Below are 18,121 nucleotides of genomic sequence, written 5' to 3'. Positions count from 1 at the left end.
GCTCGCCGCGCGGGTGCTGACCTTCGCGGAGGCGCTGGAGCGGCACGCCCCGGACTGGGCCCCGCCCGTGCTGGACCGGCCGGTCACCGGCCAGACCCACTGCCACCAGCACGCGGTGCTGGGCGACGCGCCCGACCGGGGGCTCCGCGCGGCGGCCGGCCTCACCGGCGAACTGGCCGGCGGCTGCTGCGGCCTGGCGGGCAACTTCGGCTTCGAGGAGGGCCACTACGAGGTCTCCAGGGCCTGTGCGGAGGACCGGCTCCTGCCGTCGGTACGGGAGGCGCCGGAGGACGCGGTCGTCCTGGCCGACGGCTTCTCCTGCCGGACGCAGCTGGAGCAACTGACGGGCGTACGGGGGCGGCACCTGGCGGAGGTGCTGGCGGCCGCTCTGGAGAAGTAGGTGGGTGGTCGCCGCCCCGGTGCCCTCGTCCCGCTCAGTCGGGCCGCCCCAGCCTCCGTCCCCGGCTCTCCGCCACCCGCAGCGCGTCGGCGAGGGCGTCGGTGAGGCACTCGGCGAGATGGCGGAGTTCACCGCGCGGTGCGCCCGGGAGGAGTTCCCGGGCGTGGCCGAGCAGTTCCCGGCCCATCCCGAGCTGCACGGCCTCGGTGGTGTCGGCCAGCCGGGAGACGGGCCCGCCGTGACCGTCGCTGATCAGATAGCAGGCCTTGCCTCCGTCCCCGGTCCAGGGCAGCAGACGCGGCTCACGCGGTTCCCTCATGCCGCCCGCCCCTCCTGGAACCAGGACGCGGTGACGTACGGGCGTACGGCGACGGTCCCGGCTCCGTCCAGCACGGAGGGCAGGCCGTAGGGGCTGCGGTGGGAGGGGAGGGACCGCCGGGTCGCCGCCGGAGGAGGCGGGGACGGCACGGGCGCGAAAACCGCGTGGGGGCCGGTACGGCGGTGCATCCCGCGTGGGCGGAGCAGCACGCTCACCCATGTGATGAGGCGGCCGACAGGGTCGGTCATGTCATCAGCTCCGATCAGTACTCACTGGTGGCCACGCCCCCGGACGGCGGCATCCGTCGCGGGGGCTTTCCATGCGGCATTCTAGGCATGCTAGGGGTTCCATGGATCGCCTATCGCGCTAAGTATGCTCATCCTGAATCGGTGATCGAGTTCGCTCCGGACATCCCCCGCTGGCGCCAGGTTGCCGAGGTGGTGCGTGGTCGCATCGCCGACGGCACCTACCCGCCGCGTACGCGCGTCCCCTCCGTCGTGCAGCTCACGGCGGAGTTCGGGATCGCCAACGCGACGGCGCACAAGGTGCTCCGGGCGTTGCGCGAGGAAGGGCTGACCTACACGGAACCCGGCCTCGGCTCCTTCGTCGCCGAGCGGCCCGAGGCGTAAGGCCCGCGCGTACGGGCCGACGCCCGTCAGGGAGCCGTCTCGCCCCGCACCAGCGGGTGGCACACCGGCTGGACGCCCTCCGGGAGGTCGTCCGGCCGGCACCAGCGGGCCTCCAGGATCTCGAAGGGGTCCAGGCGCAGCTCGCCGCCCAGCAGGCGGGCCTCGTAGGCCACCTCCATGCGCGTACGGAAGCCGCTGTTCAGCATGACCAGGCGGCCCACCTCCACGTCGAGGTCGGTCTCCTCCTTGACCTCGCGCACCACCGTCGCCCGGAAGTCCTCGCCCCTGCGGGCGAAACCGCTCGGCAGGCCCCACTGGCGGCCCGGCGGCCACATCCGGTGCCGGAGCAGCAGCACCCGCCCCTCGTCGTCGCGCACCACGCCGGTCACGCCCACCACGAACTTGGCGTGCAGCAGCCACATGATGCGGCTCTGCAGGGGGCGCAGGAGTCGCCAGAGACGGGCAATGAGTCGGCGCACGGGACCTCGGACGGTGTGGGAGCGGACGCGGGTGATCACCAGTGGGAACGGTACCCGCCGGGTCCATGGGGTGAACGGAGTTGACCTGAGCGGTGCGGGGCCGCATTGTCAGGTATGTAAGTGCTTCACGGTGCTGACTCCGTCCAATACTCTGGACTGAGGAGTTCACCAGGATGCACACTCGGTACAGGCAAGTGTCCGCTCCGACGTCCCTGGAAGGCCCCGTGACCACCCCCAGCGCAGCCACCCCGTCCACCACGGCAGGGACGGGGCAGCACGGCCGTGCGCCCGCCCCGGCCGGCACCCCGCGCGGACGGGGTTCCCTCGGGCCGGTCGGGCTGGTCCTCGCCGGTGGGATCTCCGTGCAGTTCGGCGGGGCGCTGGCCGTGACGCTGATGCCGCGGGCCGGCGCGCTCGGGGTCGTGACGCTGCGGTTGCTGGTGGCGGCGCTCGTGCTGATGGTGCTGTGCCGGCCGAAGCTGCGCGGACACTCGCGCGCCGACTGGGGCACGGTGATCGTCTTCGGCGTCGCCATGGCGGCGATGAACGGGCTGTTCTACCAGTCCGTCGCCCGCATCCCGCTCGGTCCGGCGGTCACGCTGGAGGTCCTCGGCCCGCTGGCCCTGTCCGTCCTGGCCTCACGCCGCGCGGTCAACCTCGTGTGGGCCGCCCTGGCCCTCGCCGGTGTCTTCCTCCTGGGCGGCGGTGGCTTCAGCGGTCTCGACCCGCTGGGTGTGGTCTTCGCACTGGGCGCCGGCGCCATGTGGGCGGCGTACATCGTCTTCAGCGCGCGTACGGGCCGCCGCTTCCCCCAGGCGGACGGTCTCGCCCTCGCCATGGCCGTGGCGGCGGTCCTCTTCCTGCCGCTGGGCGTCGTCGAGTCCGGTACGAAGCTCCTCGACCCGACGGTCCTCGGCCTGGGCGCGGCGGTCGCGGTGCTGTCCTCCGTCCTCCCGTACACCCTCGAACTCCTCGCCCTGCGCCGCCTGCCCGCCTCCACCTTCGCCATCCTGATGAGCCTGGAACCGGCCCTCGCCGCGGCCGCCGGCTTCCTCATCCTCGACCAGGCCCTCTCCACCGCCGAGGCCGCCGCCATCGCCCTGGTCATCGCGGCGAGCATGGGCGCGGTGCGGACGCAGGTGGGGCGGGGGAAGGCGGGTACCGGTAAGTGACCCGCGGCGCCTAGAGCCGAACCGAAAGGTTCCCCACGGTGGCCGTTATGGTCAGCTCGCCACCGATGGCGTGGAGGTACGCCGCCATGGTCGAGGTGTCCAGGCGGGCGGTGCCGCGCTCGATCTGACTGACCCGTCCCTGGGTGACGCCCATCGCCTTGGCGACCTGGGCCTGGGTGAAGCCTTGGGCCTTGCGCAGCGCGGCCAGTCCGTGCCCGCGCTCCGCGTCGACCGTCTCCGCCTTGATGGCGTCGATGCGCTCGCGCTTGTCGGGGGTGATGTCGGCCGTCAGGTCGTCCATGGAACCAAGGTTCATGTGCCCCGTCCTTCCTTCTTCTCCTGCTCCAGCGCCTCAACGTAGGCCGTGAACTTGTCGTCCGCCTCTTTGATTGCCCGGGGGTACCAGGCCGCCCATTGGCGTCCGGCGGCCTTGTTCCCCGCCACCAGGAAGATCGCCCACCGCTCGGGGTCGAAGACGAACAGCAGCCGGATGCTCACCGTTCCGCCGCTGCGAGGGCGTAACTCCCGCATATTCCGGTAGCGACTCTTCTCGATCGCGCCGACCGTGGGCCGACGCAGCGCCGGCCCCACCTCCTGGAGTCGTTCCAAGGCGGCTATCACGTGCAGATGGCTGTCGGGGCCTCCTTGGCGAGCGTTTTGATCCAGTCCAGCACATCTTCGAAGAAGCGCAGCTCATAAGGTTCGGCCACAGTGAAAAATTAGCACAAACTAATATTGCCGGGCAAGCGGGTCGCTTCCCGTCCGTCTGTGGGTATAAATCCAGCAAGCGTGCTTGCTTGTTTTCGGAACCGCTGCCATGCTCCACGCAACCGCGCCGCACACCGCCGTGTCCGTGTCCTGAGGGGAGCGCCTCGTGTCCGATCCGACGCCCGTGATCGACGATCTGCGTGAGGAGAGCGACGACCTCGACCGGCTGGTGGCCGGACTCGGCACCGGGCAGTGGGCGCTTCCGACGCCCGCCGCCGGCTGGACCGTCGCCCATCAGATCGCCCACCTCGCCTGGACCGACCGCTCCGCGCTGCTCGCCGTCACCGACCCGGACGGGTTCCGGGCGCTGGTGGAGAAGGCCCTCGCCGCCCCGCACACCTTCGTGGACGAGGGCGCCGATGAGTACGCCCGGTCCGCGCCCGCCGAGCTGCTCGCGCGGTGGCGGGAGGGGCGCGCGGCGCTGGAGAAGGCGCTGCGGGAGGCGCCGGCCGGGGCGCGGTTCCCCTGGTACGGGCCGCCCATGTCCGCCGCCTCCATGGCCACCGCCCGTCTCATGGAGACCTGGGCGCACGGACAGGACGTGGCGGACGCGATCGGTGTGACGCGGCCACCCGGCGACCGGCTCAGACATGTGGCCTGGCTCGGGGTGCGGACCCGGGACTTCGCCTACGTGACGCACGGGCTCACCCCGCCGGCCGACCCCTTCCGGGTCGAGCTCGTCGGGCCGGGGGGCGAGGTGTGGGCGTACGGTCCCGAGGACGCGCCCCAGCGGGTCACCGGCCCCGCGCTCGACTTCTGCCTCCTCGTCACCCGGCGCGCCCACCGCGCGGACCTCGCCCTCACCGCCGACGGCCCCGACGCCGACCGCTGGCTGGACATCGCCCAGGCCTTCGCCGGGCCCCCCGGCGGTGGACGCCCGCCGAAGGAGGGCACCCGGTGACCCTGCGCGTCGGGAACTTCTCCGGCTTCTACGGCGACCGCTTCGACGCCCCGCGCGAGATGCTCACCGGCGGCGAGGTCGACGTCCTCACCGGCGACTACCTCGCCGAGCTGACCATGCTCATCCTCGCCCGCGACCGGCTCAAGGACCCCTCCGCCGGGTACGCGCGCACCTTCCTGCGGCAACTGGAGGAGATCCTCGGGCTCGCCCACGAGCGGGGCGTCAGGATCGTCACCAACGCCGGCGGGCTGAACCCCGCCGGGCTCGCCGGCGCCGTACGCGCCCTCGCCGGCCGGCTCGGCATCCCCGTACGGGTCGCCCACGTCGAGGGCGACGACCTCACCGCGCGGTACCCCGGGGGCCTCGCCGCCCACGCCTACCTCGGCGGGTTCGGGATCGCGGAGTGCCTCCGCGCGGGCGCCGACGTGGTCGTCACCGGGCGGGTCACCGACGCGGCCCTCGTCACCGGGCCCGCAGCCGCCCACTTCGGCTGGGCGCCGACGGAGTACGACCGGCTCGCGGGGGCCGTCGTCGCCGGGCACGTGCTGGAGTGCGGGACGCAGGCGACCGGCGGGAACTACGCCTTCTTCGGCGAGCACCGCCCCGGTGACCTCCGGCGGCCCGGATTCCCGCTCGCCGAGATCCACGCCGACGGCTCCGGCGTCATCACCAAGCACCCCGGCACCGGCGGCTTCGTCGACGTGGGGACCGTCACCGCGCAGCTGCTCTACGAGACGGGCGGCGCCCGGTACGCCGGGCCGGACGTCACCGCGCGGCTCGACACCGTACGGCTGCGGCAGGACGGGACCGACCGGGTGCGCGTCGAAGGCGTCCGGGGGGAGGCCCCGCCGCCCACGCTCAAGGTCGGGCGCAACCGGCTCGGCGGCTTCCGCAACGAGGTCGTGTTCGTGCTCACCGGGCTCGACATCGAGGCCAAGGCCGCCCTGGTGAAGGAGCAGATGGGCGACGCGCTCGCCAAGTCGCCGCCCGCCGAGGTGCGCTGGGAGCTGGTGCGCACCGACCGGGCCGACGCCGGCACCGAGGAGACCGCGAGCGCGCTGCTGCGGCTCGTCGTACGGGACCCCGCGCAGGAGGCGGTCGGACGGGTGCTGAGCGGGGCCGCCATCGAGCTGGCGCTGGCCAGCTACCCCGGATTCCATGTGATGGCACCACCGGGCAAGGGCTCCCCCTATGGCGTCTTCGAGGATGTGTACGTCCCCCAGGGTGACGTCGACCATGTGGCCGTCCTCCACGACGGGCGCCGCATCGCCGTGGACGCACCTCACGACACCGCCGTACTCGCCGGCGTACCGGAGCCCGCGCTCCCCGAGCCGCTGCCCGCGGGACCCACCACGAGAGCCCCCCTCGGCCTCCTCGCCGGCGCCCGCAGCGGCGACAAGGGCGGGAACGCCAACGTCGGCGTCTGGGTCCGCTCCGACGACGCCTGGCGGTGGCTCGCGCACGAGCTGACCGTCGAGCGGTTCCGGGAGATGGTCCCGGAGGCCCGTGACCTGCCGGTCACCCGGCACGTCCTGCCCCGCCTGCGCGCCCTGAACTTCCTCGTCGAGGGCATCCTCGGCGAGGGCGTCGCCGCGCAGGCCCGCTTCGATCCGCAGGCCAAGGCGCTCGGCGAATGGCTGCGCTCCCGGCACCTCGACATCCCGGAGGTCCTCCTGTGACGGTCCTCGAATCCGCCCTGGACCCGGCCGACCCGGAGTACCGGGCGCACCGCGACGCCATGCTGGCCAAGCTGGCCGAACTCGACGCCGAGCACGCCAAGGCCCTCGCGGGCGGCGGCGACAAGTACGTCGAACGGCACCGGAAGCGCGGCAAGCTGCTCGCCCGCGAGCGCATCGAGCTGCTCCTCGACCCCGACACGCCCTTCCTGGAGCTCTCCCCGCTGGCCGCGTGGGGGAGCGAATACACCGTCGGCGCCTCGCTCGTCACCGGCATCGGCGTCGTCGAGGGCGTGGAGTGCCTGATCACCGCCAACGACCCGACCGTGCGCGGCGGCGCGAGCAACCCCTGGAGCCTGAAGAAGGCCCTGCGTGCCAACGACATCGCGCTCGCCAACCGGCTCCCCTGCATCAGCCTCGTCGAGTCCGGCGGCGCCGACCTGCCCTCCCAGAAGGAGATCTTCATCCCGGGCGGCGCGATCTTCCGGGACCTGACCCGGCTCTCGGCGGCCGGAATCCCCACCGTCGCCGTCGTCTTCGGCAACTCCACCGCCGGGGGCGCGTACGTCCCCGGCATGTCCGACCACGTGATCATGGTCAAGGAACGGGCGAAGGTGTTCCTCGGCGGGCCGCCGCTGGTGAAGATGGCCACCGGGGAGGAGAGCGACGACGAGTCCCTGGGCGGTGCCGAGATGCACGCGCGCGTGTCGGGCCTCGCCGACCACTTCGCCGTCGACGAACCGGACGCGCTCCGCCAGGCCCGCCGGGTCGTCGCCCGCCTCAACCACCGCAAGGCGTACGGCGACCCGGGACCGGCCGCACCGCCCAAGTACGACGAGGAGGAACTCCTCGGCATCGTCCCCGGCGATCTGAGGATCCCCTTCGACCCGCGCGAGGTCATCGCGCGGATCGTCGACTCCTCCGACTTCGACGAGTTCAAACCGCTCTACGGGACCAGCCTCACCACCGGCTGGGCGACTCTCCACGGCTACCCCGTCGGCATCCTCGCCAACGCCCGGGGGGTCCTCTTCAGCGAGGAGTCCCGGAAGGCCGCCCAGTTCATCCAGCTCGCCAACCAGCGCGACATCCCCCTGCTGTTCCTGCACAACACCACCGGCTACATGGTCGGCAAGGAGTACGAGCAGGGCGGCATCATCAAGCACGGCGCGATGATGATCAACGCGGTCTCCAACTCCCGCGTCCCCCACCTGTCCGTCCTCATGGGCGCCTCCTACGGCGCCGGCCACTACGGCATGTGCGGCCGCGCCTACGACCCCCGCTTCCTCTTCGCCTGGCCCAGCGCCAAGTCCGCCGTCATGGGCCCGCAGCAGCTCGCCGGAGTGCTGTCGATCGTCGCCCGCCAGTCGGCGGCGGCGAAGGGACGGCCGTACGACGACGAGGCGGACGCGGCGCTGCGCGCCATGGTGGAGCAGCAGATCGAGTCCGAGTCGCTGCCCGTGTTCCTGTCCGGGCGGCTCTACGACGACGGCGTCATCGACCCGCGCGACACCCGCACCGTCCTCGGCCTGTGCCTGTCGGCCGTCCACACCGCGCCCTACGAGGGCGCGCGCGGTGGCTTCGGCGTCTTCCGGATGTGAGGGACCGATGATCACTTCCCTGCTGATCGCGAACCGGGGCGAGATCGCCTGCCGCATCGCCCGCACCTGCACCGAGTTGGGAATCCGGACGGTCGCCGTGCACTCGGACGCCGACGAGAACGCCCTCCACGCGCGCGTGGCGGACACGGCGGTACGCCTGCCGGGGTCGGCACCCGCCGACACCTATCTGCGCGGCGACCTGATCGTGAAGGCCGCCCTCACGGCCGGCGCGGACGCCGTGCACCCCGGCTACGGCTTCCTCTCCGAGAACGCCGGCTTCGCGCGGGCCGTCCAGGACGCCGGCCTGGTGTGGATCGGGCCGCCCCCGGAGGCGATCGAGGCGATGGCGTCCAAGACGCGCGCCAAGGAGCTGATGGGCATCGAGCCCCTGCGGGACGTCACCGAGTCCGACCTGCCGGTGCTGGTCAAGGCGGCGGCGGGCGGCGGCGGACGCGGGATGCGCGTCGTACGGCGCCTCGCGGACCTGGACGGCGAACTGGCCGCCGCCCGCGCGGAGGCCGCGAGCGCCTTCGGTGACGGCGAGGTGTTCGTCGAGCCGTACGTGCAGGGCGGCCGGCACGTCGAGGTGCAGGTGCTCGCCGACACCCACGGCACCGTGTGGGCGCTGGGCACCCGCGACTGCTCCCTCCAGCGCCGCCACCAGAAGGTGATCGAGGAGGCCCCGGCACCCGGTCTCACCGGCCCGCTCACCGAGGAGCTCCACGCCCTCGCCGTACGCGCCGCGCGTGCCGTCTCCTACGTCGGCGCCGGGACCGTCGAGTTCCTCGTCGCCGACGGCCGGGCGCACTTCCTGGAGATGAACACCCGCCTCCAGGTGGAGCACCCGGTGACGGAGGCCGTGTTCGGCGTGGACCTCGTCGCCGAGCAGATCAGGGTCGCCGAGGGGCACGCCCTCCGGGGCGACCCGCCACGCGCGCGCGGACACGCCGTGGAGGCCCGCCTCTACGCCGAGGACCCGTCCAGGGAGTGGGCGCCGCAGACCGGCCGCCTGCACCGCCTCGCCGTGCCCGACGCCGTGCGCCTGGACACCGGCTACACGGACGGCGACGACATCGGCGTCCACTACGACCCCATGATCGCCAAGGTCGTCGCCCACGCCCCCACCCGCGCGGAGGCGCTCCGCAAGCTGGCCTCGGCGCTGGACCGCGCGGTGATCCACGGCCCCGTCACCAACCGGGACCTCCTCGTCCGCTCCCTGCGGCACGAGGAGTTCACCGGAGGGCGCACGGACACCGGGTTCTACGACCGCCACCTGCCCGGACTGACCGCCCCGGCCCCCGACCCGTACGCCCCGCTCGCCGCCGCCCTCGCCGACGCCCACGGCCGCTCCCGCTTCGGCGGCTGGCGCAACCTGGCCTCACAGCCGCAGGTCAAGCGGTACCTCATGGACGGGGAGGAGCACGAGGTCCGCTACCGGCACACGCGCGGCGGCCTCGCGGCCGACGGCGTCCAGGTCGTGCACGCCGACGCGGAACTGGTGGTCCTGGACGTGGACGGCGTACGACGCCGCTACGAGGTCAGCCGCTACGGCGACCGCGTCCACGTCGGCGCCACCGCCCTCACCGCCCTGCCCCGCTTCCCCGCCCCCACCACCCAGCACGCCCCCGGCTCCCTCCTGGCCCCCATGCCGGGCACGGTCGTCCGCGTCGCCGAGGGCCTCACCGAGGGCACGCCGGTGGAAGCCGGACAGCCCCTGTTGTGGCTGGAGGCGATGAAGATGCAACACGAGATCACCGCCCCGGTCACGGGGACGTTGAGCACCCTCCACGCGACACCGGGACGGCAAGTGGAGGTCGGTGCCCTTCTGGCGGTCGTGGAAGCAACCCCTTAGGGGCGCGGGGAACTGCGCGACCAGCCACACACAACCCGCAGCCGAAGGAGCCACATGACCACCCTCATCGAATCCGAAGAGCACAAGGCCCTCCGAGAAGCCGTCGCCGCGTTCGCGAACAAGCACCCCCGCGCCACCCACAGCGCCGACAACCGCGCCTTCTGGCAGGAAGCCGCCAAGCTCGGCTACATCGGCGTCAACCTGCCGGAGGCACACGGCGGCGGAGGCGGCGGCATCACCGAACTCTCCCTCGTCCTCGAAGAGATGGGCGCCGCCGGAAACCCCCTGCTGATGATGATCGTCTCCCCGGCGATCTGCGGCACCGTCATCTCCCGCTTCGGCACCGAGGCCCAGAAACGGGAGTGGCTGCCCGCCCTGGCCGACGGCAGCCGCCTGATGGCCTTCGGCATCACCGAACCCGACGCCGGCTCCAACAGCCACCGCATCACCACGACGGCACGCCGCGACGGCACCGACTGGCTCCTCACCGGCCGCAAGGTGTTCGTCTCCGGGGTCGACATCGCCGACGCCACCCTCGTCGTGGGCCGCACCGAGGACGCCCGCACCGGGAAGCTCAAGCCCTGCCTGTTCATCGTCCCGCGCGACGCCGAGGGCTTCCAGCGGCGCCCCATCGACATGGAACTCAACGCTGTCGAGAAGCAGTTCGAGCTGGTCCTCGACGACGTTCGGCTGCCCGCCGACGCGCTCGTCGGCGACGAGGACGCCGGCCTGCTCCAGCTCTTCGCCGGCCTCAACCCCGAACGCATCATGACGGCCGCCTTCGCGATCGGCATGGGCCGCCACGCGCTGGCCCGCGCCGTCGAGTACGCGCGGGAGCGCACCGTCTGGAACGCCCCCATCGGCTCCCACCAGGCGATCGCCCACCCCCTCGCCCAGGCGCACATCGACCTCGAACTGGCCCGCCTGATGATGCAGAAGGCCGCCCACCTCTACGACGCCGGTGACGACATGGGCGCGGGCGAGGCCGCCAACATGGCCAAGTACGCGGCGGCCGAGGCCTGTGTGAAGGCCGTCGACCAGGCCGTGCACACCCTCGGCGGGAACGGCCTCACGCGCGAGTACGGGCTCGCCTCGCTGGTGACCGCCGCGCGCGTGTCCCGTATCGCCCCGGTGAGCCGGGAGATGATCCTCAACTACGTCTCCCACCAGACCCTGGGCCTTCCCAAGTCGTACTAGGCCCTCATGGCCCCCTCGGCCGTCCTGGAGGAACCATGTACCGAAGCGAGTACGCAGACGTCTCCCCCGTAGAACTCCCCATCCACGACGCGGTGCTCGCGCGGGCCGCCGAGTTCGGGAGCACCCCGGCACTGATCGACGGCACCGACGGCACCACCCTCACGTACGAGCAGGTGGACCGGTTCCACCGGCGGGTCGCCGCCGGCCTCGCCGAGGCGGGCGTGCGCAAGGGGGACGTGCTCGCCCTGCACAGCCCCAACACGGTCGCCTTCCCCACCGCGTTCTACGCGGCCACCCGCGCGGGCGCCTCCGTCACCACCGTGCACCCCCTGGCGACCGCCGAGGAGTTCGGCAAGCAGCTGAAGGACTGCGCGGCCCGCTGGATCGTCACCGTCTCACCGCTGCTGGAGACCGCGCGGAGGGCCGCCGAGCTGGCCGGCGGGATCGAGGAGATCTTCGTCTGCGACAGCGCGCCCGGACACCGTTCCCTGATCGACATGCTGGCCTCCACCGCGCCCGAGCCGGTGGTCGGCATCGACCCGGCCGAGGACGTCGCCGCCCTGCCGTACTCCTCCGGCACCACCGGCGTCCCCAAGGGCGTGATGCTCACCCACCGGCAGATCGCCACCAACCTCGCGCAGCTCCAGCCGCTGATCACGGCGGGCCCCGGCGACCGCGTCCTCGCCGTCCTGCCGTTCTTCCACATCTACGGTCTGACGGCCCTGATGAACGCCCCCCTCCGGCAGGGCGCCACCGTCGTCGTCCTGCCGCGCTTCGACCTGGAGACGTTCCTCGCGGCCATCCAGAACCACCGCATCACCGGCCTGTACGTGGCCCCGCCGATCGTGCTGGCCCTCGCCAAGCACCCGCTGGTCGCCCGGTACGACCTCTCCTCCCTGAAGTACGTCGTCAGCGCCGCCGCGCCCCTGGACGCGAGCCTCGCCGCCGCCTGCTCGCGGCGGCTCGGACTGCCGCCCGTCGGGCAGGCGTACGGCATGACGGAGCTGTCGCCCGGCACCCACGTCGTCCCCCTGGACGCCATGGACGACGCGCCTCCCGGCACCGTCGGCAAGCTCGTCGCCGGCACCGAGATGCGGATCGTCTCCCTCGACGACCCCGGCAAGGACCTCGGCCCCGGCGAGTCCGGCGAGATCCTCATCCGCGGGCCGCAGATCATGAAGGGCTACCTCGGCCGCCCCGACGCCACCGCCGCGATGATCGACGAGGACGGCTGGCTGCACACCGGCGACGTCGGCCACGTCGACGAGGGAGGCTGGCTCTTCGTCGTGGACCGGGTGAAGGAGCTGATCAAGTACAAGGGCTTCCAGGTCGCCCCCGCCGAACTGGAGGCGCTGCTCCTCACCCACCCCGGTATCGCGGACGCCGCCGTCATCGGCGTCTACGACGAGGACGGCAACGAGGTCCCGCACGCCCACGTCGTCCGCCAGCCGTCCGCCCCGGAGCTCTCCGCGGGCGAGGTCATGATGTACGTCGCCGAGCACGTCGCCCCGTACAAGCGCGTCCGGCGCGTCACCTTCATCGACGGCGTCCCGCGCGCCGCCTCCGGAAAGATCCTGCGCCGTGAACTCCGCGCGGCGCACGAGGAGCCCTCGTGACCCTGATCGGCCGCACCCGCGCGCGGGGCGTCGAAACGCTCTCCCTCGACGCCCCGGAGCGCCGCAACGCCCTGTCCGCCGCCCTCGTCGGCGAACTGGCCGACGCGCTCACCGACGCCGGCGAGGACACCGGCGTCCGCGCGGTGGTCCTCACCCACACCGGCAACACCTTCAGCGCGGGCGCCGACCTGCGCGACCCGCCCGCCCCCGAGGCGCTGGTGAGCCTGTTGCGGAGGATCGTCGAGCTGCCCAAACCGGTTCTCGCGCGGGTCACCGGGCACGTCCGCGCGGGCGGCCTCGGCCTGCTCGCGGCCTGTGACGTCGCCGTCGCCTCCCGCGCGGCGACGTTCGCCTTCACCGAGGTCCGGATCGGGGTCGCGCCCGCCGTGATCTCACTGCCGCTGCTGCCCCGTACCGACCCGCGCGCCCTGGCCCGCTACTACCTCACCGGCGAGCGCCTCGACACCGCCGAGGCCGCCCGCATCGGCCTGCTCACCGCCGCAGGCGACGACGTGGACGAGGTCCTCGCACCGATCCTCGACGGCCTGCGCAGATCCGCCCCCGAAGCCCTGGCCGAGACGAAACGGCTGCTCACGGCTAGGGTGCTGGAGACCTTCGACCGGGACGCGGCCGACCTGACCGCGCTCTCGGCGCGCCTCTTCGCCTCCGCCCACGCGCGCGAGGGAATGACGGCCTTCCTCGAACGACGGGATCCGGAATGGGTGGTGTGAGCACGGCCGACCGTGCGGAACGAGTCCCCAAGCAGGACCGCAGCCGGGCCACCCGGCAGCGGCTCCTGGAGGCCGCCGTGGCCTGCCTCGCCGAGCACGGCTGGGCGGGCTCCACGGTCTCCGTCGTCGCCGAACGCGCGGGCGTCTCCCGGGGGGCCGCCCAGCACCACTTCCCGACCCGTGAGGACCTCTTCACGGCCGCCGTCGAGTACGTCGCCGAGGAGCGCTCCACCGCCCTGCGCGCCCTCTTCCCGGAGGGCGCCGCGGCCGGCGACCGCCGCGCGGTGATCGCGGCGCTGGTCGACCTCTACACCGGCCCCGTCTTCCGCGCGGCGCTCCACCTCTGGGTCGCCGCCTCCAACGAGGAACAGCTGCGCCCGCGCGTGACCGAGCTGGAGCTGCGCGTCGGCCGCGAGACCCACCGCATCGCCGTCGAACTCCTCGGCGCCGACGAGTCCCGCCCCGGCGTCCGAGAAACCGTCCAGGGCCTGCTGGACATGGCCCGCGGCCTGGGCCTCGCCAACCTCCTCACCGACGACGGGGCCCGCCGCGAGCGGGTGGTGGCGCAGTGGGCGGTGCTGCTGGACGAGGCGCTGGGCTGAGGGCGTTGTCGGTGGCGGGGCCTGCGGTGCGGGCTCATGGGTGACACCTTCCAGACGATCGCCGCCCCTGGCCACCGCACGACGTGTCCGCAGGGCAAGGTGGGAGCCCCCGGGGGTCACACCCCCTCGCGCACTGCGCGGAGGACGTCGACGACGTCGTCCGCCGTGACCTCATCGCGCGCGGCGACGGCACGGGCCTCCATCGCCGCCTCCCCGTCCCCCGCACGGGACTCCCGCTCGTTCACGGGCTCAGCCTCTCCACCCGCCAGCCCCCGCCCGCCTCCGCCACGTACCGCAGGCGGTCGTGCAGGCGGTTCTCCCTGCCCTGCCAGAACTCCACCGCCTCCGGGACCACGCGGAAGCCGCCCCAGTGGGGTGGCACCGGGACCTGTTCGTGCTCCGGGTAGCGGGCCGCCAGGTCGGCGTAGGTCGCGTCGAGCTCCGCGCGGTCGGCGATCACCGAGGACTGGCCGCTGGCCCACGCGCCGAGCTGGGAGCCGTGCGGGCGGGTGCGGAAGTAGGCGGCCGTCTCGTCGCGGCCGGTGCGTCGCGCGGTGCCGGTGACGATGACCTGCCGCGCCATGGGGTGCCAGGGGAAGAGGAGCGAGACGTGGGGGTTCTCCGCCAGGTCGCGGCCCTTGCGGGAGTCGTAGTTCGTGTAGAAGACGAACCCGTCGTCGTCGAAGTGCTTCAGCAGCACCGTGCGCGAACCGGGCCGGCCCTGCGCGTCCGCCGTCGAGACGATCATGGCGTTCGGTTCGAACAGCCCGCCGTCCGTCGCGGCCTGTTTGAACCAGCGCGCGAACTGTTGGACGGGGGTGGCGGCCAGGTCGGTCTCGGAGAGCCCCTCGGTCCGGTACTGCTTGCGCATCGAGGCGAGATCGAAGGGGACGGCGTCTCGGTCGGTCACGCCGTCATCCTGCCGTATGCGCGGAGCCCCCGGGAGCGCGGTGGCCTTCGTCACGTGGTGGCACTGAGTGCCGCGAACCCTCCCCAAAGATGGCACTCGGGGATATCGTGCTGCCACTGATCCGGTTGGGTGACCGCCAGCCGGGCATCACAGGGGTGACGTCCCGGACCGCGAGCCCGTTCGACACGGACCGTGGATCCACCGGACGCGCGCCCGCGCTTCTGCCGACCGCCGACACATGGTCGTCCCACCCCACAACACCATCTGTCACCCACCTCACAAGGAGCCGCCAGATGTCCGACTTCGTACCCGGGCTCGAAGGAGTCGTCGCGTTCGAAACGGAGATCGCCGAACCCGACAAGGAGGGCGGCGCCCTGCGGTACCGGGGCGTCGACATCGAGGATCTGGTCGGGCACGTCTCCTTCGGCAACGTGTGGGGGCTGCTCGTCGACGGGGCGTTCAACCCCGGACTGCCGCCCGCCGAGCCGTTCCCGATCCCCGTGCACTCCGGCGACATCCGCGTCGACGTGCAGTCCGCGCTGGCCATGCTGGCGCCCGTGTGGGGCCTGAAACCGCTCCTCGACATCGATGCCGAGCAGGCCCGCGACGACCTCGCCCGCGCCGCCGTCATGGCCCTGTCCTACGTCGCCCAGTCCGCGCGCGGCCAGGGCCTGCCCATGGTGCCGCAGCGCGAGATAGACAGGGCCGAGTCCATCGTCGAACGCTTCATGATCCGCTGGCGCGGTGAGCCCGACCCCAAGCACGTCGCGGCCGTCGACGCGTACTGGACGTCGGCCGCCGAGCACGGCATGAACGCCTCCACGTTCACCGCGCGGGTCATCGCCTCGACCGGCGCGGACGTCGCGGCGGCCCTCTCGGGAGCCGTCGGCGCCATGTCGGGACCGCTGCACGGCGGCGCCCCCTCGCGCGTGCTGGGCATGATCGAGGAGATCGAGCGCACCGGGGACGCCGAGGCGTACGTCAGGCAGGCCCTCGACAAGGGCGAGCGCCTCATGGGCTTCGGCCACCGCGTCTACCGCGCGGAGGACCCCCGCGCCCGCGTCCTGCGCCGCACCGCCCGTGAACTCGGCGCCCCGCGCTTCGAGGTCGCCGAGGCCCTGGAGAAGGCCGCCCTGGCCGAGCTGCACGCCCGCCGCCCCGACCGGGTGCTCGCCACCAACGTGGAGTTCTGGGCGGCCATCGTGCTGGACTTCGCCGAGGTCCCGGCGCACATGTTCACCTCGATGTTCACCTGCGCCCGTACGGCGGGCTGGTCGGCGCACATCCTGGAGCAGAAGCGCACGGGCCGCCTGGTCCGGCCCTCGGCCCGCTACGTCGGGCCGGGCACGCGCGACCCGCGCGAGATCGAGGGGTACGCGGACATCGCCCACTGAGGAAAGGCCCCGAAACGCAGGCGACCCGCGAGTCTGGTTCCTCCCCTGGGGGAGGAGCCGGCCGGACGTTACCGGCGACTCGCGGGTCGGGTGACTGCGTTGGGTTAGGCCGGCTGCGTGTATCTCGCACACGCTGGCCCGGCGCCGAACCGAGTACGACGGCGGGCCACTAGCCCGCAGCCACCTCTTCCGTCCGGTTTGCATACATCTGCCGAACCACCTCCTTTCCGAAGTACTGCCACCCTAAGAAGCGATCGGCGCCGTATCAACCACTTTTTTCGTTGACCCCCGCGCGGGGGCGCGATTGGCTTGCCGGATGAGTGATCTTCGTATCGACGTCGTGGACGGCGACGCCATGCTGGAGCAGTGGCGGCACGTCCACAACGTGATCGTGCCGCCCGCCGCGATGACGCCCGACGAGGCGCGGGAGCGGCTCGGGCGCGGGTACCGGCTGGAGAACGCGTACGACGGCGACGTACTCGTCGGCTGCTCGACGGTGCGGCCCCCGCGGGGCGAGGAGGCCGTGGCGACCGTCATCGCGCGGGTGCTGCCCGAGCACCGGGGCAGGGGGATCGGCGCGGCGCTCTACGAGAAGGGGCTGGCGCACGCGCGCGGGCTCGGGGCCGGAGCGGTCGAGACCGTGGTGCTGGCGGCCAACACGGAGGGGCTGCGGTTCGCCGCGGCGAAGGGCTTCGTCGAGCGGGAGCGGTACGTACTGGACGGCGAGAGCGACGAGTGGGTCGACCTGCGGCTGGTGCCCTCCTCCGCGTAGGGAGGGCGACCGCTTCGCGGGAAGGCGGCCGCGCACAACGATTCTCTCAATCTTGCGGGAACTCGATGTGCGCTGAGTCACGTTCAAGTTGAATGATTGCAAGTGAGTGAACCGTCGTGCCGTACGTGCGGACGCAGCCTGCAGGGGGTCCAGGTGAGTGCTTCCCGGCGTAGTGGGACCACCGACGAGCTGGGGCCGGACGAGCCCGGGCCCGCGCGGGAGGGGTCGGGCGGCTCCGACCTCCTCGCCGCGCTGCTCGACGGCATGGACGCCGCCCTGTGCGCCTTCGACGCGGACGGGACGGTCACGCACTGGAACCGTGAGGCGGAGCGGATCCTCGGCTGGAGCGCGGACGAGGCGGTGGGCCGGGCCGGGTTCGCCGGGTGGGCCGTGCGCAGCGCGGACGCCGAGGAGGTCGAGGCGCGGCTGATGTCGGCCATGGACGCGCCGGGCCGGCAGGTCAACGAGTTCGCGCTGCTGACGAAGGACGGCGGCCGGGTGCTGGTGCGGACGCAGTCCGCGGCGGTGCGCGGGTCGGACGGGAAGCCGGCGGGGGTGTACTGCGCGTTCAGCGAGGTGCACGCGCAGATCGACCTGGAGCGGTCGATCGCGCTGAGCGAGGCGCTGCTGGAGGACGCGAGCTGGGGTGTCGTCCTGGTCGACGCGGACCTGCGGCCCGCGGTGGTGAACGCGCACGCCGCGCGGGCGCTGGGGACGGGACGGACGTCCGTGCTGGGCCGGCCGCTGGGGGAGTTGTTGGCGCAGGGCGTGGAGGAGCTGGAGAGCGCGCTCACCCATGTCCTCGCGGAGGGCGCGCCGCCCGCGCCGGCCGAGCTGTGGGTGAGCGTGCGCACGCCGGAGGGCGAGCGGCGGCGGTGCTGGCGGAGCGGGTTCGTGCGGCTGGCGTCACCGCTGGCGGAGGAGCCGGTGCCGCTCGGGGTCGGCTGGATGTTCCAGGACGTGACCGAGTCCCGGCAGGGCGAGCAGGAGGCGTCGCTGCTGCGGTTCCGCGCGCAGCAGCTGCACCGCGCGGCGCGCGCGGCGGCGGAGTGCGAGGACCCGGCGGAGGCGGCGACGGTCCACCTGGACTTCGCGCTGGCCGGGT

Annotated in this window: 20 protein-coding genes and 1 pseudogene; 14 read left to right on the top strand and 7 right to left on the bottom strand. The window is 72.9% G+C overall.

The window, feature by feature from the left end; genetic code table 11:
• A pseudogene (locus B7767_RS00965) lies at positions 1-400 on the top strand (FAD-binding oxidoreductase); the annotation flags it as partial.
• Between the two features lie 34 nt (positions 401-434).
• Here B7767_RS00965 and B7767_RS00960 read toward each other — a convergent pair.
• Positions 435-719 (bottom strand): hypothetical protein, encoded by a 285-nt coding sequence (locus B7767_RS00960; RefSeq protein WP_085570396.1) that lies wholly within the window; start codon positions 717-719, stop codon positions 435-437.
• A complete protein-coding gene (locus tag B7767_RS00955; protein WP_085570395.1) occupies positions 716-967 on the bottom strand; it encodes a hypothetical protein in 252 nt (83 codons plus the stop codon). Before B7767_RS00955 ends, B7767_RS00960 begins: the two co-directional genes overlap by 4 nt.
• 141 nt (positions 968-1,108) lie before the next feature.
• Between B7767_RS00955 and B7767_RS00950 the strand changes: the two genes are divergently transcribed.
• Positions 1,109-1,348, top strand: a complete 240-nt coding sequence (locus B7767_RS00950; protein WP_179166992.1) for a GntR family transcriptional regulator — start codon at positions 1,109-1,111, stop codon at positions 1,346-1,348.
• Between the two features lie 26 nt (positions 1,349-1,374).
• Here the strand turns inward: B7767_RS00950 and B7767_RS00945 are convergent, their stop codons facing one another.
• Positions 1,375-1,827: an NUDIX hydrolase gene (locus tag B7767_RS00945; RefSeq protein ID WP_085570399.1), complete on the bottom strand. Its 453-nt coding sequence runs from the start codon at positions 1,825-1,827 to the stop codon at positions 1,375-1,377.
• Between the two features lie 224 nt (positions 1,828-2,051).
• On the opposite strand from B7767_RS00945, the gene B7767_RS00940 reads away from it, so the two are divergent.
• A complete protein-coding gene (locus B7767_RS00940; RefSeq protein WP_085570398.1) occupies positions 2,052-2,999 on the top strand; it encodes a DMT family transporter in 948 nt (315 codons plus the stop codon).
• Between the two features lie 10 nt (positions 3,000-3,009).
• On the opposite strand, the gene B7767_RS00935 is transcribed toward B7767_RS00940, so the two are convergent.
• Together B7767_RS00935 and B7767_RS00930 are read right to left on the bottom strand one after the other, a co-directional pair.
• Positions 3,010-3,315 carry a helix-turn-helix transcriptional regulator gene (locus B7767_RS00935; RefSeq protein ID WP_085570394.1) on the bottom strand — a complete coding sequence of 102 codons (306 nt, stop codon included), beginning with the start codon at positions 3,313-3,315 and terminating at the stop codon, positions 3,010-3,012.
• Positions 3,312-3,608, bottom strand: a complete 297-nt coding sequence (locus tag B7767_RS00930) for a type II toxin-antitoxin system RelE/ParE family toxin (protein ID WP_256923277.1) — start codon at positions 3,606-3,608, stop codon at positions 3,312-3,314. Before B7767_RS00930 ends, B7767_RS00935 begins: the two co-directional genes overlap by 4 nt.
• 265 nt (positions 3,609-3,873) lie before the next feature.
• Here B7767_RS00930 and B7767_RS00925 point away from each other — a divergent pair, with 265 nt between their 5' ends.
• The 8 genes from B7767_RS00925 to B7767_RS00890 are packed head-to-tail and all read left to right on the top strand — an operon-like array spanning position 3,874 to position 13,940.
• Positions 3,874-4,668 (top strand): TIGR03084 family metal-binding protein, encoded by a 795-nt coding sequence (locus B7767_RS00925; RefSeq protein WP_085570393.1) that lies wholly within the window; start codon positions 3,874-3,876, stop codon positions 4,666-4,668.
• Positions 4,665-6,347, top strand: coding sequence for an acyclic terpene utilization AtuA family protein (locus B7767_RS00920; RefSeq protein WP_085570392.1), 1,683 nt, complete (start codon positions 4,665-4,667; stop codon positions 6,345-6,347). The genes B7767_RS00925 and B7767_RS00920 overlap by 4 nt, the downstream gene beginning before the upstream one ends.
• Positions 6,344-7,942, top strand: coding sequence for an acyl-CoA carboxylase subunit beta (locus tag B7767_RS00915; RefSeq protein ID WP_085570391.1), 1,599 nt, complete (start codon positions 6,344-6,346; stop codon positions 7,940-7,942). Before B7767_RS00920 ends, B7767_RS00915 begins: the two co-directional genes overlap by 4 nt.
• A 7-nt stretch (positions 7,943-7,949) precedes the next feature.
• Positions 7,950-9,794, top strand: a complete 1,845-nt coding sequence (locus tag B7767_RS00910) for a biotin carboxylase N-terminal domain-containing protein (protein WP_085570390.1) — start codon at positions 7,950-7,952, stop codon at positions 9,792-9,794.
• 54 nt (positions 9,795-9,848) lie between these two features.
• Positions 9,849-10,991, top strand: coding sequence for an acyl-CoA dehydrogenase family protein (locus tag B7767_RS00905; RefSeq protein WP_085570389.1), 1,143 nt, complete (start codon positions 9,849-9,851; stop codon positions 10,989-10,991).
• A 35-nt stretch (positions 10,992-11,026) separates the two neighbouring features.
• Entirely contained in the window at positions 11,027-12,607 is a 1,581-nt protein-coding gene (locus tag B7767_RS00900) for a 4-coumarate--CoA ligase family protein (protein WP_085570388.1), read from the top strand.
• Positions 12,604-13,338, top strand: a complete 735-nt coding sequence (locus tag B7767_RS00895) for an enoyl-CoA hydratase family protein (RefSeq protein WP_085570387.1) — start codon at positions 12,604-12,606, stop codon at positions 13,336-13,338. The genes B7767_RS00900 and B7767_RS00895 overlap by 4 nt, the downstream gene beginning before the upstream one ends.
• Positions 13,326-13,940: a TetR/AcrR family transcriptional regulator gene (locus B7767_RS00890; RefSeq protein WP_179166991.1), complete on the top strand. Its 615-nt coding sequence runs from the start codon at positions 13,326-13,328 to the stop codon at positions 13,938-13,940. The genes B7767_RS00895 and B7767_RS00890 overlap by 13 nt, the downstream gene beginning before the upstream one ends.
• A gap of 116 nt (positions 13,941-14,056) precedes the next feature.
• Here the strand turns inward: B7767_RS00890 and B7767_RS47635 are convergent, their stop codons facing one another.
• Together B7767_RS47635 and pdxH are read right to left on the bottom strand one after the other, a co-directional pair.
• Positions 14,057-14,185, bottom strand: coding sequence for a hypothetical protein (locus B7767_RS47635; RefSeq protein WP_256923276.1), 129 nt, complete (start codon positions 14,183-14,185; stop codon positions 14,057-14,059).
• Positions 14,182-14,850: a pyridoxamine 5'-phosphate oxidase gene (pdxH, locus tag B7767_RS00885; protein ID WP_085570385.1), complete on the bottom strand. Its 669-nt coding sequence runs from the start codon at positions 14,848-14,850 to the stop codon at positions 14,182-14,184. Before pdxH ends, B7767_RS47635 begins: the two co-directional genes overlap by 4 nt.
• Before the next feature lie 293 nt (positions 14,851-15,143).
• On the opposite strand from pdxH, the gene B7767_RS00880 reads away from it, so the two are divergent.
• The 3 genes from B7767_RS00880 to B7767_RS00870 form a co-directional block, all read left to right on the top strand.
• Positions 15,144-16,244, top strand: coding sequence for a citrate synthase 2 (locus B7767_RS00880; protein WP_085570384.1), 1,101 nt, complete (start codon positions 15,144-15,146; stop codon positions 16,242-16,244).
• Between the two features lie 316 nt (positions 16,245-16,560).
• The gene (locus tag B7767_RS00875) at positions 16,561-17,016 is read left to right on the top strand and encodes a GNAT family N-acetyltransferase (RefSeq protein ID WP_085570383.1); all 456 of its coding nucleotides are present in this window, start codon (positions 16,561-16,563) and stop codon (positions 17,014-17,016) included.
• A gap of 153 nt (positions 17,017-17,169) precedes the next feature.
• The coding region (locus B7767_RS00870) for a PAS domain-containing protein (RefSeq protein WP_085570397.1) at positions 17,170-18,121 on the top strand (952 nt) is incomplete at its 3' end.

It is taken from the genome of Streptomyces sp. 13-12-16 (genome assembly GCF_002114215.1).
Classification (GTDB): Bacteria; Actinomycetota; Actinomycetes; order Streptomycetales; family Streptomycetaceae; genus Streptomyces.
The sequence above is the reverse complement of the archived record's forward strand: the minus strand, read 5'-3'. Positions and strand labels throughout refer to the sequence as shown.

Coding starts and splice junctions, on each gene's coding strand:
- B7767_RS00955 (WP_085570395.1), bottom strand. CDS start 967: ATGACCGACCCTGTCGGCCGCCTCATCACATGGGTGAGCGTGCTGCTC.
- B7767_RS00935 (WP_085570394.1), bottom strand. CDS start 3,315: ATGAACCTTGGTTCCATGGACGACCTGACGGCCGACATCACCCCCGAC.
- B7767_RS00910 (WP_085570390.1), top strand. CDS start 7,950: ATGATCACTTCCCTGCTGATCGCGAACCGGGGCGAGATCGCCTGCCGC.
- B7767_RS00900 (WP_085570388.1), top strand. CDS start 11,027: ATGTACCGAAGCGAGTACGCAGACGTCTCCCCCGTAGAACTCCCCATC.
- B7767_RS00880 (WP_085570384.1), top strand. CDS start 15,144: ATGTCCGACTTCGTACCCGGGCTCGAAGGAGTCGTCGCGTTCGAAACG.
- B7767_RS00905 (WP_085570389.1), top strand. CDS start 9,849: ATGACCACCCTCATCGAATCCGAAGAGCACAAGGCCCTCCGAGAAGCC.
- B7767_RS00890 (WP_179166991.1), top strand. CDS start 13,326: ATGGGTGGTGTGAGCACGGCCGACCGTGCGGAACGAGTCCCCAAGCAG.
- B7767_RS00875 (WP_085570383.1), top strand. CDS start 16,561: ATGAGTGATCTTCGTATCGACGTCGTGGACGGCGACGCCATGCTGGAG.
- B7767_RS00960 (WP_085570396.1), bottom strand. CDS start 719: ATGAGGGAACCGCGTGAGCCGCGTCTGCTGCCCTGGACCGGGGACGGA.